General features: G+C 41.9%; 15 protein-coding genes and 2 riboswitches. Of the genes, 5 read left to right on the top strand and 10 right to left on the bottom strand.

The window, feature by feature from the left end; all coding sequences use genetic code 11:
• Positions 1 to 5: 5 nt before the first annotated feature.
• Genes cobK through MKX49_RS09405 form a run of 4 tightly spaced genes read right to left on the bottom strand, consistent with a single transcriptional unit; the run spans position 6 to position 3726 of the window.
• Positions 6 to 776, bottom strand: coding sequence for a precorrin-6A reductase (cobK, locus tag MKX49_RS09420; RefSeq protein ID WP_252297846.1), 771 nt, complete (start codon positions 774 to 776; stop codon positions 6 to 8).
• Positions 773 to 1687 (bottom strand): sirohydrochlorin chelatase, encoded by a 915-nt coding sequence (locus MKX49_RS09415; RefSeq protein WP_323598029.1) that lies wholly within the window; start codon positions 1685 to 1687, stop codon positions 773 to 775. Before MKX49_RS09415 ends, cobK begins: the two co-directional genes overlap by 4 nt.
• An 18-nt stretch (positions 1688 to 1705) precedes the next feature.
• Positions 1706 to 3343 (bottom strand): precorrin-3B C(17)-methyltransferase, encoded by a 1638-nt coding sequence (gene cobJ / locus MKX49_RS09410; RefSeq protein WP_048678454.1) that lies wholly within the window; start codon positions 3341 to 3343, stop codon positions 1706 to 1708.
• Positions 3344 to 3357: 14 nt separating this feature from the next.
• Complete coding sequence (locus tag MKX49_RS09405; RefSeq protein ID WP_048678453.1) at positions 3358 to 3726, bottom strand: (2Fe-2S) ferredoxin domain-containing protein; 369 nt, start codon at positions 3724 to 3726, stop codon at positions 3358 to 3360.
• 151 nt (positions 3727 to 3877) lie between these two features.
• Positions 3878 to 4067: riboswitch (cobalamin riboswitch) on the bottom strand.
• Positions 4068 to 4268: 201 nt separating this feature from the next.
• Positions 4269 to 4464, top strand: a riboswitch (cobalamin riboswitch).
• Here MKX49_RS09405 and MKX49_RS09400 point away from each other — a divergent pair.
• From MKX49_RS09400 to MKX49_RS09380, 5 genes are all read left to right on the top strand, one after another.
• Complete coding sequence (locus tag MKX49_RS09400; RefSeq protein WP_260088844.1) at positions 4448 to 4576, top strand: hypothetical protein; 129 nt, start codon at positions 4448 to 4450, stop codon at positions 4574 to 4576. (Overlaps the previous riboswitch by 17 nt.)
• 63 nt (positions 4577 to 4639) lie before the next feature.
• A complete protein-coding gene (locus MKX49_RS09395) occupies positions 4640 to 5383 on the top strand; it encodes an energy-coupling factor ABC transporter permease (protein WP_048679235.1) in 744 nt (247 codons plus the stop codon).
• A gap of 1 nt (position 5384) precedes the next feature.
• On the top strand, positions 5385 to 5696 hold the full coding sequence (locus tag MKX49_RS09390) for an energy-coupling factor ABC transporter substrate-binding protein (RefSeq protein ID WP_137018444.1): 312 nt from the start codon (positions 5385 to 5387) through the stop codon (positions 5694 to 5696).
• Positions 5683 to 6459 carry a cobalt ECF transporter T component CbiQ gene (gene cbiQ / locus MKX49_RS09385; RefSeq protein ID WP_034312519.1) on the top strand — a complete coding sequence of 259 codons (777 nt, stop codon included), beginning with the start codon at positions 5683 to 5685 and terminating at the stop codon, positions 6457 to 6459. Before MKX49_RS09390 ends, cbiQ begins: the two co-directional genes overlap by 14 nt.
• Before the next feature lie 18 nt (positions 6460 to 6477).
• Positions 6478 to 7323: an energy-coupling factor ABC transporter ATP-binding protein gene (locus MKX49_RS09380; protein ID WP_340876220.1), complete on the top strand. Its 846-nt coding sequence runs from the start codon at positions 6478 to 6480 to the stop codon at positions 7321 to 7323.
• 101 nt (positions 7324 to 7424) lie between these two features.
• Here MKX49_RS09380 and MKX49_RS09375 read toward each other — a convergent pair whose 3' ends face one another.
• The 6 genes from MKX49_RS09375 to MKX49_RS09350 all read right to left on the bottom strand — a co-directional run bounded on the left by MKX49_RS09375 (position 7425) and on the right by MKX49_RS09350 (position 14844).
• Positions 7425 to 7637 (bottom strand): YozQ family protein, encoded by a 213-nt coding sequence (locus tag MKX49_RS09375; RefSeq protein WP_289351859.1) that lies wholly within the window; start codon positions 7635 to 7637, stop codon positions 7425 to 7427.
• 165 nt (positions 7638 to 7802) lie between these two features.
• Positions 7803 to 9230 carry an alanine/glycine:cation symporter family protein gene (locus MKX49_RS09370; protein WP_340876218.1) on the bottom strand — a complete coding sequence of 476 codons (1428 nt, stop codon included), beginning with the start codon at positions 9228 to 9230 and terminating at the stop codon, positions 7803 to 7805.
• Between the two features lie 408 nt (positions 9231 to 9638).
• The gene (locus MKX49_RS09365; RefSeq protein ID WP_340876216.1) at positions 9639 to 11213 is read right to left on the bottom strand and encodes a class I adenylate-forming enzyme family protein; all 1575 of its coding nucleotides are present in this window, start codon (positions 11211 to 11213) and stop codon (positions 9639 to 9641) included.
• 27 nt (positions 11214 to 11240) lie between these two features.
• Positions 11241 to 12413, bottom strand: a complete 1173-nt coding sequence (locus MKX49_RS09360; RefSeq protein WP_340876214.1) for an acyl-CoA dehydrogenase family protein — start codon at positions 12411 to 12413, stop codon at positions 11241 to 11243.
• Between the two features lie 169 nt (positions 12414 to 12582).
• Positions 12583 to 13488 carry a LysR family transcriptional regulator gene (locus tag MKX49_RS09355; protein WP_323598037.1) on the bottom strand — a complete coding sequence of 302 codons (906 nt, stop codon included), beginning with the start codon at positions 13486 to 13488 and terminating at the stop codon, positions 12583 to 12585.
• Positions 13489 to 13605: 117 nt separating this feature from the next.
• Positions 13606 to 14844 carry an MFS transporter gene (locus MKX49_RS09350; RefSeq protein ID WP_340876213.1) on the bottom strand — a complete coding sequence of 413 codons (1239 nt, stop codon included), beginning with the start codon at positions 14842 to 14844 and terminating at the stop codon, positions 13606 to 13608.
• Positions 14845 to 14972 lie beyond the last annotated feature (128 nt).

The following is a 14972-nucleotide window of genomic DNA, read 5'->3' as shown; positions in this document are numbered from 1 at the left end:
TCCTCCTATTTTTCAATTAGCTGTTTATTCAACTCGGCAATGACATGATCAAAACTGGAATGAACATTTTGATAGTCAACATCCGGTCGTGATATCATGATCGTCTCTATTCCACATTCCAACGCGGCTTCCAATTTCTCATCAACCGCACCGACCTTGCCACTTTCTTTCGTTATCATCAATGTGACCCCATACTGTTCATATAGAGCTTTATTTAATTCTTTGGAAAATGGCCCTTGAATCGCAACGATATTTTTTTGTTCAATGCCCAACTGCGCACATTTTTCCATATTGTCCATTCGTGGCAGCATTCTCGCTATGACTCTGGTATTCTCGAGCCCCACCAATTCTTTTGCAAACACGGCTAGGGTTTTACTTCCGGTCGTGAGCATGATGACTCCCCGTTTTTCTGCGGCAAGCTTGGCAGCTTCCTCATAATCACGGACAACTATCAATTTATCATTCTGAAACCGTTGACTTTCACGCTCATAACGAATATAAGGAACATTTGCTGCCTTTGCTCCAATAAGGGCGTTTTTGGATGCTTCTTCGGCAAATGGGTGACTTGCATCGACTACAGCCTGAAAACCTTTTGCAGAGATTAAAGATGTCATATCTTCTGCAGATAATCGGCCAATCCGGGTGGATATCCCTGCATCCTGCAAACTCTTGGCCGCCGATTCGGTTACAACAGTTGCCAAAACCTTGAACCCAACCTGCTGCATCTCAATCGCTAATTCCCTTGCATCACTTGTACCCGCCAAGAACAAAATCATTTTGATGTCCCCACCGCTTGCCCATCATGATCGTGGTGATGATCATGGTCGTGATGGTGTTCATGGTCGTGGTCGTGATCGTGATGGTGATGATGGTGAGCATGTCCATGTTCCTCGACATGTTTACGATAGTTTTCCAAATCACGCGCCCCGCTTGATTTGCCTTCACTGGCTTCAATTACTCGTTCTTGCAGAATGTTCTGTAAGGTTGGATGATATCCAAAATACTTTGCCAATATGAATTCTCGATCATGATATTGCTCTTGATAGCCTTTCAGCATATCCTCCATTCTTTCCATCAACACCCCAGTGAAGAGGAAATATGGCAGCATCACTATTTTTTTTGCCCCTAAGCGGATGCATCGTTCAATACCTTCATCAACGTGAGGGTCCGTTACACCCATGAAGGCTGTTTCGACCCATTTAACGTTTAATTTTTCCCATAATAATCGTGAAATTTTATATATATCACTATTTGCATCAGCATCACTGCCGCCTCGGCCAATTAGCAATATCGCTGTCTCAGAATGTTCAGAGGTCGTATCGAATCCCGCTTCCTCAAGACGGTCTGTCAGGATCGTCAATACATCATGGTGGACCCCGATCGTTTGGCCATATGTGAATTTCACTTCTGGATACTTGGTTTTCCCATCCTCTATTTCAGCTGGGATATGTAATTTCGAATGTCCTGCATGCAACAAAATGATCGGTATGACGATAACTTCAGTAGCCCCTCGTTCTACACAATTATCAATTCCTTTGGATATATTCGGTGCCGCAAATTCCAAGAAGCACGTTTCCACTAGGAAACGCCCGTCCATTGCCGGAATCATATTTTCAATAAAATGACGGACTTCTTCATTTCCCGAAGCCAACCGGCTTCCGTGTCCTACGAACAAAACTGCTTTCATTTACTTTCCCCCTCTTGATTAGTCTTCACAAGGCGCAGGCTCTATGTTTATTTTGGGAGCGATGTCCTGATAAGAAAAATTCTGTATCTTTTTCGAACGTTTGAAGTATTTAAAAAGCCGCTCATTTGGATGGGCATTTTGCTTATACTCGCCGACAATGTCCGTGATCAGTTCTACAAGCTGTTCCGGTTCAATGCCTTCCGCTACCGGCTGACCCGGATGGGCTGTTCTTCCAACCGGTTTAGCTCCAAGAAATAAGTCGAACTTCCCTTTTCGGAAGACAATCCCGATATCATCCATCACAGCACTATAACAAGCCATCCCACACCCATTAAAACCGATGTTCAGTTCCTTGGGCATGCTCATTCCGCCAAGCACCCGGTGTATTTCATCTGCATAAGGAATGGATTCCGCTTTTTCACCATCACAGAAATCACAGGCTTTTAATGTCAGTACATCTCCAATTGGCGACAAAAGAAAGTTTGCTGATTGCAATTTCCCCGTAATGACTTCCGGATCCGTTGTCGGAATCTTTAAGACAATTTTATGATTTGGCGTGTATTCCATCGTTCCCTTTTCCCCGACAACTTCCGCAAGTGTCATCATTTGTTTGGGAGTGAATTGTTTATTCGCCACACCTGGACTAACGGCAAGTTCGAACACCGACTCCATTTTTTGCTGAACAACCGGCTTAATGGATTGCTGAACGGCTTGACCCTTGACTCTGGACAGAGCTTCCATTGCCATTTCAAAGGAAGCTTGCTTCTTTTCAGGTGCTTTTGTAAGTAAGCCAACTCCTCCAGCGGACTCGGGTAAGGCTTCTTGATCTAATGCCCACGGTTCCGCTTCTTTTTGCAGTCGCTGATGCGGCTTCAAAGTTTGCTTTTCCGAATTCAACGTATATTTTCTTTGATAGCCTCTCGGTGTGATGATTTTGTCGTCATATAAAAAGGTGGATGAATTACCGATAATGACGGTGGTCAACATTCCAATATCGTGATTCAACATATCCTTCAAATTGGTAATGACAATATCCTGCCTATCGCGATAAGCACTTTTCACCAACCCGACAGGTGTATCCGGCGAGCGGTAGCGAAGGAGAATTTTCTGTGTTTCAACAATTTGCCGGGTCCGCCTGCCGCTGCGCGGATTATACAGTGCAATGACAAAGTCTGCCATTGCAGCTGCTTCAACCCTTTTAGCGATCAGTTCCCAAGGAGTTAAATGATCACTGAGGCTGATCGTACACGAATCGTGCATGACGGGCGCCCCAAGTAAAGACGCACATGAGTTGATTGCTGAGATGCCAGGAATGACTTCTATGCCCACTCCAGTTTCTTCTTTCCAGCCTTTTTCAATCAATACTTCATAAACCAACCCTGCCATCCCGTAAACTCCGGCATCCCCACTGGAAATCACCGCCACTTTCTTTCCCAGCTCCGCTTGTTTCACTGCTTCCTGTGCACGTGATACCTCTTCGGTCATCCCCGTACTAATGATCGTTTGATCTGTTAGCAGTCCCTGAATGAGTTCAACATAAGTTTTATAACCAATGATGTAGTCACTTTCTTGAAGGGCTTCGACGGCACGTTTGGTAATGTGTTCAAAATTCCCGGGCCCAAAGCCCACGACGAATAATTTACCGTTTGTACTCATTAAGACATCTCCTTTTACGCTTTGTTCTTTGAAATACCCGTATGAGCAGGAAAATCTGGATTAGGGGTCATTTCCCCGTCTTTGTATTGATAGATCATCTGTGGAACAAACTCACCATCATCGATATTACTGACGATCTGCCGACCGAAATCAGGCGTTTCCACTCGATACCAGTTTCCTTGGGGATAGGCAATCACTACGCAGGCATCCTTACATCTCCCGTTACAGCGTGTCCTCGTTGTATGGATTTTCAGATCCAGTCCTTTTGAAGCAATTTCATCGCGAATCGCTTGGGTTACTTCTTCCCCGCCCTTTTTCATGCAGCTGCTCCCATTACAAATCAACAGATGCGTATTTGTACCCGTCAAGTTCCAAGTAGTCATTTTCTTCCTCCTGAGTCCAGGGAAAAGGCAAAATAAAAAACCTTAACATAAGAGTCAAGGTTTAAAAAAACTATATGAATGAGGAGCCAAAGGCAAGCTTGCCAAACCCTCCCAAAATCGTCATAGTCCTTCTACCTTTCCCTCCGAAAAGTATCATGCAATTTTAAAAGCAGGTTTCCTGGCTTACGCTTCATTTTACTTTGTTCCTTCCCGGCATCATGCCAGTGGCTATCGACAATTTCATCAGCGTTTACAGTAGCGGGGGCTGCATCGGATTTTCACCGATTTCCCTATTATCCCTTGCTTATTCACACAAGGGCACTTTTAAAATGAAATATTTGGTTTTATTATACATTTCCAACTAACTTAATCTATCATATAACAACTTTGTCAAAATTCAATAGTTTATTCCGACTGTTTAGAAAAGTTTAAACGTGTAAAACCAGTTACAATCCTTTCCTCGCAACAAACTTCGACCAAAAAAAAAAGATAGTGTAGCTGGAATTATTTCTTTATGGTACACTATACGAGAATTTTCTAAATAATTACATAAGTTTCATGGTGTTGAATTTCTCGGAATTCAGCTTAAAAGGGAAGCCGGTGAAAATCCGGAGCGGTCCCGCCACTGTAAAGGGAAGTTCCATTACTTTAACTTTAATCCACTGTCAAATGAGATGGGAAGGATGTAATGGGATGATGAACCAAAGCCAGGAGACCTGCCATGAAGCGTGAAACTGTTTCAGCCTACGAGGATGGGCGTGCGGATCAGGCAGAATGGCCCAAGGTTGGTTCATGCTGCAAAATTCCTGTTCATTACGCACTTCTTTCCTTTGAGAGAAGTGCTTTTTAGTTTGGGCGCCGCTTTTCTTCTCAAGATTGATCAGAACAATTAAAAGTGTTGAAAGGAGAAAGAATGAAAAGAACCAATTGGAAAATTATTTATTTTGTCATTTTACTGCTTTTTGTCCCGAAACGGGCATTGGCCATGCATATCATGGAGGGCTTTTTACCCATAGAATGGGCTATATTCTGGTGGGCCGTGTCGCTTCCATTTTTAATCTTGGGGTACCGGTCCATTAGGTCCAAAGTAAGGGAAAACCCAGAAACAAAAATGATACTAGGCCTATCGGGCGCATTTGTATTTATATTATCGGCCCTAAAGATTCCTTCCGTTACGGGAAGTTCTTCGCACCCTACCGGAGTTGGTTTAGGTTCCATACTATTCGGACCATTGGCCATGAGTGTCGTCGGCTCCATCGTTCTGTTATTTCAAGCTGTTTTACTGGCACACGGAGGATTGACAACATTAGGGGCCAATGCATTCTCCATGGCCGTTTGCGGACCGTTCATTGCTTACTTTGTCTTCAAGGGCGCAACTAAATTGGGGTGGTCTTTTTCACTTGCCGTATTCTTGGCAGCTGCTTTTGGGGATTTGGGCACCTATGTAGTAACTTCCGTTCAACTTGCTCTTGCTTTCCCTTCCGAGGTTGGAGGATTCATGGCCTCTTTCAGTAAATTTGCAGGGATTTTTGCCCTGACCCAAATTCCCTTAGCGATCAGTGAGGGGTTATTGACAGTCGTCGTGATGAATTTCTTGAAAAAATACAATCTAGGCGAATTGAAATTGCTGCGAGTTTTATCTAAGGAGGCCCGTTAATATGAAAAAAAGTTTACTGCTGCTTTTCCTGGTCGTCATTCTTGCTACCATACCGTTGATCACCCAACAAGGAACGGAATTTGGCGGTGCCGATGGCGAAGCTGAGGAAGCCATCACTAAGATCCATCCGGAATACAAGCCATGGTTCAACAGTATTTGGGAGCCGCCAGGTGCAGAAACCGAAAGCTTATTATTTGCGCTTCAAGCTGCAATCGGAGCCGGTTTCATTGGATACTTCATTGGTGTGATGAGACAAAGGAATAAGCAAACCAAACAAGAATTGGCCGAAAAATCGAAGCATGTTACTCATTGATAAATATGCCTATTTCAATGGGCTAAAGGATGTACATCCGTTGGAAAAGATGGTTTTTGCACTCTCCCTTTTGCTGTTTTCGTTAACGGTAAGGGATATGGCCGTTTCGCTCATCACTTTTACGGTTATGAGCGCTTTAATCATTTTCGCGGCAAAAATCCCGCTTTCTTATTATCTTAAATTACTCCTATTACCAGGATTTTTTATACTATCAGGAACCATTACCATCCTTTTTTCTTTCACTAGTAAATTCACTTCGATTTCGAATATATGGTGGTCCTGGAAGATCGGGAATTGGCAAATATTCATCAGCGATGACAGCTTTGGTACGGTGGCCAATTTGATCACTGTCGTATTCTGCAGCATCAGCTGTTTATATTTCCTTACCTTAACTACACCCATTACCGTCATCCTATCCGTGCTGCGAAAACTTAAAGTGCCTTCGTTATTGGTCGATTTAATAGAATTGACCTATCGATTCATCTTTATTTTTTTAGATACGGCTCTGGCCATTCACCAATCACAAGCTTCACGGCTGGGGTATGGTTCATTTAGGAAAGGCATTCGATCTCTCGGATTACTAATTTCATCATTATTTTTAGGAGTATTGCAGCGCTCTGGACAGTTGACGATGGCCATGAACGCAAGAGGCTATCAGGAGAACCTTTCCTATATCGAGGATACTTACACCTATTCCTCACGCAATTGGCTGATCGCGATTGTCATACTAGGAAGCTTAATCCTTATTAATGGATATTTGTAAATTGGAGGCAACCCAACAATGGACGAGCATATTTTTCATATAGAAGGCCTCACCCATCAATTCGCAGATGGAACCTTCGCTTTAAAAGGACTTTCGCTAACGATCCAACAAGGTAAAAAAATTGCATTATTAGGAAATAATGGTGCTGGCAAATCGACTTTATTCCTCCATTTAAATGGTCTATTACAACCTACTGCAGGAAAGATCAGATTTAAGGGCAAGAAAATAAAATATGACCGGAAAGCATTATTATCATTACGAAAGCAAGTCGGTATCGTTTTTCAAGATCCCGACTCTCAGCTCTTTTCCGCTAATGTACAACAGGATATATCGTTTGGACCAATGAATTTAGGATGGGATAGAATTGCAGTCCAGGAGAAAGTAAATTGGGCAATGGCTGAAACGGAAGTAACCGAACTAAAAGATAGACCTACCCATTTTTTGAGCCTTGGGCAAAAAAAACGGGTCGCCATCGCAGGGGTACTTGCCATGGAACCCGATGTCTGGCTCCTGGACGAGCCTACCGCTGGATTGGATCCTTATTTCTCAAGACAGATCATGAATCTGCTGGACAGTATTCACCACCCTGACAAAACGATAATCCTCTCAACTCATGATGTTAATTTAGCTTACCAATGGGCTGATGAGGTCGTGGTCATGAACGATGGTAAGGTCATATATCATGGGGACCCTGTTTCCGTTTTCCATGATGAAGACGTTTTGCTGCAGGCACATCTGGAGAAACCGTGGGTTTTTGAAATGTTTCAAGCCCTTCTTCAATCAAGGAATCTTGCAGAAAGGGACCTTTTCCCAAGAACGAAGGAAGAATTGCTTCAAAATTTGGAGACAGAAAAGATTTATTAATTAATTATCCCCTAGCTTCTGCTTTCCTGAAGCTAGGGGATCTAACCGATATATCTTAAAAATAGCGGGCGATAATCCTTCCTAAAACAAAAATCCCAGTATTACTTTTCTTCCTTTTCTTTTGTAATCTCAATATCTCTTCCATTTACATCATCAATGACTGCCTTTATCTCGCCTTCCACATAAGTATCCGAGACTTGTTCGTGGGTTCGAGCCAGTCCAGAAGATAAAGGGTCTTCCCGTTTATAATCGCTGACATCATATATTCTCCCGGCAACTTCTGAAGATTCATTTTTTGATTGCTTGCTATCCATTTTTTCACTCCTAGTTTTTAAATTATCATTGCAGTATTAAAGACAAAGGTATTTTGTGTAAAAAACGAAGCAATATTCAATAATGATGAAAAAAGGAGGGAAAAGACAAAAAAGCTTACAAGTAAAAACCCCTTTCAAGGACTTACTTGTAAGCTTAATGAGAATTTAGGCTTCCTTCTTCACATCCACATTATCGGATGGGTCACCCCAACATTCCACATTCTTCAAACCTTTAATATTGTTCACATGGAAAACTGGATTTTTCCCACTTTTCTTTTGCTTTTGATAATCCGCCAATGCAGCAAAAGCAATTTTCCCTAGCAATGCTATGGCAATCAGGTTGATAATGGCCATAAGGGCCATAAGCAAGTCAGCCAGTCCCCAAACAAAATCCAGTGAGGCAAGCGAACCGAATATCACCATCCCTACGACTGCGACACGATAGACATTCAGCCAAACCTTATTTTCATTGATGAAGCCGATGTTCGACTCTCCATAATAATAGTTGCCCACAATGGAACTAAAGGCGAATAAAAGTACGATAATGGCAAGGAAAATTCCTGCCCAAGATCCCAATGCCGTTCCGAGGGCATTTTGGGTAAGGACGATACCGTCCGTTTCCTTCGATGTATAAAGACCGGAAAACAAAATGATTAAGGCTGTCGAGCTGCAAATGATGAGCGTATCGACAAAAACACCTAGAGACTGAATGAGCCCTTGTTTGACGGGATGACTGACATCAGCCGTCGCACCAGCATTTGGTGCACTACCCATCCCGGCTTCATTTGAAAATAGGCCGCGCTTGATTCCCTGCATCATGGCAGCTCCCAGTACTCCGCCAGCCACTTCTTTTATTCCATCGAATGCACTTTCAAAGATCAAAGCAAAAACACCAGGTAACTCGGTAATGTTCATGATGATGATAATCAACGCCACTATTACATAGGCTCCTGCCATGATCGGAACGATGACTTCAGAGACTTTTGCAACCATTTTGATCCCGCCAAAAATGATGACAGCCGTGACCATAGCCAAGATGATTGCCGTAACCCACTTTTCAATCCCAAACGATTCATTGAATGCGCTTGTAATCGTATTGGCTTGTACCGAGTTGAAAGCCAATCCAAATGTAAGCGAAATCAACACAGCGAAAGTGATTCCCATCCAACGGGCATTCAATGCCTTTTCCATATAATAAGCAGGACCGCCGCGGAATGCATCCCCATCCTTGACTTTATAGATTTGAGCAAGTGTACTTTCAATGAATGCGGAAGCAGATCCGATCAATGCTATTAACCACATCCAGAAAACGGCTCCAGGTCCGCCCGTCGTGATCGCGATGGCAACACCCGCAAGGTTACCCGTTCCTACCCGCGATGCCGTGCTTATGCAAAATGCCTGAAAGGATGTTACACCTTTTTTATCCGCAGTGGCCCCTTCTCCCAAAAGCCTGAACATTTCCCCTACCATTCTGAATTGGACAAACTTCGTGCGGATGCTAAAATAAAGACCCAATCCAACCAACATGATGATCAATATGGAAGACCATAACACACCATTAGCCTCACTAATAAATTTTTCTAAGAATTCCATTAAAACAAACCCCTCTACTTAACTCTGATTATTATTATAAAAACATATACAACTATAATTTATTTCCCCGTGCATCGAGAAGATAAACAAAAGAAGCCCGTAAAAAAAAGGAAATTCCACAATGAATCTCCAATACAATAATATATTATATCCTAACACTTCATTTTTTTCATTCATGAATTGGTGGAATCAATCGAAAAATAAAATATATCAGTATCATTTCCTATAGATAATACTCATACTTCCTCACTTCATTTAACGTTCACTGCAACGTTAATTATACTCATATTCCAAACACATCTTGGATATAGCACATAAAAGCCTCACACGTCCTGATTCCAGGTAAACGTGCGAGGCTTATTTGCATTCCTCTGCTCTATCTTATATTTGCTATAAGTCTCAATTTTGCTAAATGGTTAGAATACCTTGTGAAAACATCTTTCTTAATTCTTTTTTATCTATTTTTCCAATAGGCGTTAATGGGAACTTATCAAGAAAATAGGCAATTTTAGGAACCATATACTTAGAGGTCCGTTGTTTGCAGAAATCAATTAATTCCTCACTAGTACAGCTCAATCCTTCATGCAATGCTATCACGACACACACTACTTCTCCCCAATCTGGATGGGGAACGCCAATGCATGCGCTCAATGCAACAGAAGGGTGCTGGTTCACCACTCGCTCCACTTCTGAAGAATATACGTTCATCCCGCCTGTAATGATCATATCTTTCTTCCTGTCTACAATATAAAGGTAACCGCTTTCATCCCATTTACCAATATCCCCCGTGTAGAACCAGCCATCACGGATGTATTCACGGGTAAGATCCGGTCTTTGATAATATCCAACCATCATGGCTGGTGACTTTACGATGATTTCTCCAAACTCGGTTGGTTTTACATCATTTCCATTCTCATCAATCAGTCGAACTTCGGTAAGAATGCACGGTTTTCCACAGCTTTTCAAAACTTCCGGATTATTATGATAAGCCCATACATGAGCGCTCTTCGATAGTCTTGAAATGACAATATTACATTCTGTCATGCCGTATTGCTGGCGCATGATAGGCCCGAATACTTCAAAAGCTTCTTTTAGGCGCTTCTGTGAAATAGGTGACGCACCGTAGAAGATATTGCGCATGGAGCTCATATCATATTCCATCTTCTTGGTCTGATCAAGAAGCCTGTATAACATGGTCGGTACCATGAATGTCGTCGTAATTTTGTGTTCCTTTATCGCCTGTATGAATGCTGCAGCGTCGAATGAGCCCATCACATAAACATGGACGCCCGAAACAAGGGATCTCCAAAGTAGTGAACCGGCTGAATGCACAATGGGCGTACTTAGCAATACCCGGTCACGGTCGTCCAGCGGGTCTTCGATAGCTGCAGAAAGTATCGCGGCGCCGAGTCCCTTCTGGGAATGCATGACGCCTTTGGGTGTACCCGTCGTCCCGCCTGTATAGGACAGAAGGGCAATGTCATCTTCTTCAGCTATTGGCAAGTCTAAATTATTTATTTCACCAGGCCATTTAAACAGTTCAAACTCCTCCGGATAATTACTATTAAAGCCAGGGAGCCCAATAACATGGACATCCTCCTTCTTTATTTCTTCCAAATACTCTAAGAAGGTGTCAAAGTGTGTCTGTGTAGCAATTATGACCACTTCTGGTTTTGCTTCCTTTAAAATGAATTGTATTTCTCGTTTTCCGAGTTTTTCACTTAATGGCACCAAGGTAGCCCCGCATTGCTGGACGGCCAAACCAAACATCACACTTTCCAAACTGTTTGGAATGATGGTCGCTATGCGGACGCCCCTTCCTGCACCTAAACGCAGTAAATAAGAAGTGATAAGTTCTGTTTTCTTCCATAACTCGTCGTAGGTTATCGTTTCTCCGTTTGGCAACAAGGTAATAGCCGGCAGGTCGCCGAATCGTTTCATTCCTTTATTCATCAGTGACTGAAATGTCAACTTATGCAGCATGTATTTTTTCCTCCCCCGAAAAGGTTTTCACCCTTTTAATAGTGCTTTGGCAATTGTATTTTTTTGAATCTCTGAGGTTCCGCTCAGAATCCGATACATCCTTGCACTCCTGTACATTTTTTCTACTGGATGCCCTTTTGCCAAGCCTTTGGAGCCAAAGATTTGGATGGCCTTGTCAGCCACACGGCTATTTACCTCTGAAGCAAACAGCTTGGCCATGGACGTACCGGCCCGATCCTCTTTTCCTTGATCAATTTTATCAACCACATCATAGACCATGCACTTTGCTGCATAGATTTCCGTCGCCATTTCTGCGAGCATATGCTGAATTGCCTGGAAGTCACCGATGGGCCGGCCATGCTGGACTCTCGTTTTAGCATGTTCAATAGATAAATCGAGTAGGTGTTGAGCCATTCCGATGAAGCCGGCGGCATGGGATGCGCGATTTGTGTTTATTCTTTTTAATCCGAGCAGCAATCCTTTTCCTGGTTCACCGATTATATTGGCGGCAGGTACCCGACATTGATTGAAATTCAATTCAGCATGTATGCGCTCTCCTGATAGGGGAACTTGGATGTCTCCTAGTTCAAACCCCGGCTGTTGGGGTGTTTTTTTATCAACTAGGAAAGCAGTGATCCTTTCTTTTTCTCCTTTCCGGATTTCTTTCGCTATGACAATGGCGAAATCAGCATAGGGGGCAGCACTGATAAAATGTTTTTTTCCGTTTAATATATAATCATTGCCGTCTTTAACGGCTGTTGTTTCGATAGCGAAGGCATCGGATCCGGCATTTGGTTCTGTAAGGGCAAAGCAGCAACTCACTTCTCCCGTCACAACGGGCATCACATATTTTTCTATTTGCTTCGGTGTAAAACTTTCCAACATCTGACCAATTCTTAGCGGCCCGCCAATCTCCCCTATAACCTGCCCCCATAAAACCGCTCCGGAACGTGCCAATTCTTCCTTGAACATGCATAATCCTTTTAAGCTTACATCTTGTCCACCATATTTTTCAGGGAGGTTAATTCCGTAAAAGCCCAATTCCCTGGATCGTTTCCTTGCCCATTTTATGGCTTCCATCGGAATATCCTCTTCAGCATTCAAGCCATGCTCCTGTTCATATGGAAGCAGTTCATTTTGGATGAAATCCTGCAACTTTATTTGAAGTACCTCTAATTTCTCTTCCTGGGTCGTAACCATAAGTTTCCCCTTTCGCTTTTTATTTTCGTCTTACTTTTTAAATATTTTAAATGTTATAAAATTAATTTTAAATGTAAATAATATTTAAGTAAAATAAGGATATATGATGTAAATATAAAAAAAATTGATGTAAACAAAAAAAATATTAGTTCCCTATCATCATAGGAAACTAATATTTAAGAGTGGTGTAAAATTCGAGACATTTAATAAACTCCCTGGCAGCTTTTGAAAAATACTGTTTCTTAGAGCGAACGTAACCGAATTCCATTGTACTATTTTCCAGCTCCACCAAAGGAATGGCCACAAGTTCCCCGCTTAGGAAATAGGGGTCGCTGTTAACTCCAATATCATAAGAAAAGGCAATCGCTAACCCCTCAGCGACGGTTTTTTTGATGATCTCTGTATTATTTGTGAAAAACAAAATATTCATCTCACCGTAATGATCAAAAAAAACTTTAATGAACGACTTCATTCTTGGTCCATTGTAAATGACCAAATTTTGGTCCATCAGCTCTTGTGGGGTTATGCTTTTACGGTTCACTAAAGGGGAGTTCTTACTGACCATCACAATCACTTTTGCTTCCATCAAAGGTTGGAATTCCAACTCAATTTCTTTGGGTTTAACCTTTGGGATATTCAATAGCCCGATGTCTATCTTACCATTCCGTACTTCTTCGGTTATCTCTTGTCCCCCTTTTTCTTCAATGACAATTTTCACCTCGGGATACTTCTTCTTAAATAAGGCCAAGGATTTAGGCAAAACCGTTAGAAATAAACCTTGTGTTGATGAAAGGCGCAACTCTTTTTCCATCGTATCTGAATGTATTTGGGCACTGTCTCTTATTTCTTCCAATTTGCTTAATACTTCAAGAGCTTTCTGGATGATTTCCTTTCCGTCTTCTGTAGGTATGGTTCCTAACCTTGACCGCTTGAAGATTTTTATACCTAATTCCTTCTCCAAACTCGTAATGGCCATACTGATTCCAGATTGAGAGATATGGAGGCTTTCTGATGCCGTGGAAATCGAGTTAACCTCGGCTACCTTGATGATATATTCCAATTGTTCAATATTCATGGTTTATTCTCCTTCTAGCCTAATACTACTATCATACCTCGAACAGAAAGCCCTTTCAATTTTAGAGAAGTGGAATCAGAACACCTCAAGCTGTATTCTCAAAAGCAGAATCCAGTTTTAAACAATGGTAGATGTTTTTTCGTATTCTTTAGCGGGTTGTGCCTGATTATTTTTAATAGATACGGCAACAATCGTTCCCAATAACGCTATTATCACCAAAAACAGGAAAGCGGCATTATAGGAGTCATTAAACAGACTGATAATCAAACCGAGGGCTAAAGGAGATACCGCACCTGCAATTTGACCGGCGAAAGTTACGAGTCCGGAGGCAGAGCCCGTTAGTTCCTTTGGTGAGTATTTTATGATGATCGTATATAGAACGGTTCCAAAGAAAGACAGTGCTACGGAGTTGAGGGTGAGATACGTGATGATAAGTCCTATAGACGTGGCGTTAGACATTAAAAAGAGAAAAATTGCCGATAATAAAGCGCCTGCAGCGGCAAGATACTTCTCCCGGTTAGCCATATGTTTATCCAGAAGCCACCCGCTTACATTAAACATCAAGAAACCAAAAATATAAGGGATTGCCAATAAACCTCCGGCGGCTATTAAATCCACTCCTTTTTCTTTAACCAAATATATAGGCATCCAAGTGATCAAACCATAGTTGATAATATTTGATATAAACTTGAATGTTATGAGTTTCCAAATATTTTCGATTTTAAATAACAGTTTCAGAGCAACCTTTTTTTGTTTCGGTTTGTCTTTTTTAACCTCTTGATTTCCTTGAGGCTTGAGAATGAACCAAGTTCCGAAAGAAGCCAATATCCCTAGAATTCCGGCAATGGTAAACATGCCCCGCCAACCGAATGCCACCACCATGGAAGCAGCAAGTGCAGTACCTAATATCCCGCCAATATTTTGGGCAGACAGGAAAAACGAATTTGCCCGGCCCCGTTCTTCTTCCGGGAAGTTATCTCTTATAGTGGACATACTGGCAGGATAGAAAGGCCCTTCACCTAACCCGAACAGAAAACGGATGAATAATAAAGACATAAATGACCAAGCAAACCCAGTCATTACAGTGAACAAGGACCAACTAAACAAAGAAACAGTAACCATGACCCTGGCGCCATACTTATCGGTCATCCATCCACCAAGCGGTTGCATGAGTGAGTAGCTAACAAAAAATATACTAATTAAAATACCTGTCTGGGATGTAGTGAGATGAAACTCTTCTGCAATAGGAATAATCCCGACATTTATGGCAACGCGATCAAAAAAACTTAAAATCATTCCAACAAATAAAAGGCCGCTAATCATTATTTTTCGTTTATTACTTGCATATAACTGCATTCCCCATCACTCCATTTTTTCATATTTTCACAAAACCTCAATCGCATAGGAAGCGCTTACAATTCCTTTCGAATTACAAAACTTGAAATTTTCTTTTTACGGTTATTGACTTTTGTTCTGTAACTATT

The sequence above is a fragment of the Peribacillus sp. FSL M8-0224 genome (assembly GCF_038003055.1).
GTDB classification, from domain to species: domain Bacteria; phylum Bacillota; class Bacilli; order Bacillales; family DSM-1321; genus Peribacillus; species Peribacillus frigoritolerans.
Note: the sequence above shows the minus strand (reverse complement) of the source record. Positions and strands in the feature narration are given on the sequence as shown.

Bases quoted from the DNA above. Each gene is read 5' to 3' on its own strand.
- cobJ (WP_048678454.1), bottom strand. From the start codon at position 3,343: ATGAGTACAAACGGTAAATTATTCGTCGTGGGCTTTGGGCCCGGGAAT.
- MKX49_RS09375 (WP_289351859.1), bottom strand. From the start codon at position 7,637: ATGGATAGCAAGCAATCAAAAAATGAATCTTCAGAAGTTGCCGGGAGA.
- MKX49_RS09355 (WP_323598037.1), bottom strand. From the start codon at position 13,488: ATGAATATTGAACAATTGGAATATATCATCAAGGTAGCCGAGGTTAAC.
- MKX49_RS09350 (WP_340876213.1), bottom strand. From the start codon at position 14,844: ATGCAGTTATATGCAAGTAATAAACGAAAAATAATGATTAGCGGCCTT.
- MKX49_RS09365 (WP_340876216.1), bottom strand. From the start codon at position 11,213: ATGCTGCATAAGTTGACATTTCAGTCACTGATGAATAAAGGAATGAAA.
- cbiQ (WP_034312519.1), top strand. From the start codon at position 5,683: ATGTTACTCATTGATAAATATGCCTATTTCAATGGGCTAAAGGATGTA.
- cobK (WP_252297846.1), bottom strand. From the start codon at position 776: ATGATTTTGTTCTTGGCGGGTACAAGTGATGCAAGGGAATTAGCGATT.
- MKX49_RS09415 (WP_323598029.1), bottom strand. From the start codon at position 1,687: ATGAAAGCAGTTTTGTTCGTAGGACACGGAAGCCGGTTGGCTTCGGGA.
- MKX49_RS09380 (WP_340876220.1), top strand. From the start codon at position 6,478: ATGGACGAGCATATTTTTCATATAGAAGGCCTCACCCATCAATTCGCA.
- MKX49_RS09395 (WP_048679235.1), top strand. From the start codon at position 4,640: ATGAAAAGAACCAATTGGAAAATTATTTATTTTGTCATTTTACTGCTT.
- MKX49_RS09405 (WP_048678453.1), bottom strand. From the start codon at position 3,726: ATGACTACTTGGAACTTGACGGGTACAAATACGCATCTGTTGATTTGT.
- MKX49_RS09370 (WP_340876218.1), bottom strand. From the start codon at position 9,230: ATGGAATTCTTAGAAAAATTTATTAGTGAGGCTAATGGTGTGTTATGG.
- MKX49_RS09360 (WP_340876214.1), bottom strand. From the start codon at position 12,413: ATGGTTACGACCCAGGAAGAGAAATTAGAGGTACTTCAAATAAAGTTG.
- MKX49_RS09400 (WP_260088844.1), top strand. From the start codon at position 4,448: ATGAAGCGTGAAACTGTTTCAGCCTACGAGGATGGGCGTGCGGATCAG.
- MKX49_RS09390 (WP_137018444.1), top strand. From the start codon at position 5,385: ATGAAAAAAAGTTTACTGCTGCTTTTCCTGGTCGTCATTCTTGCTACC.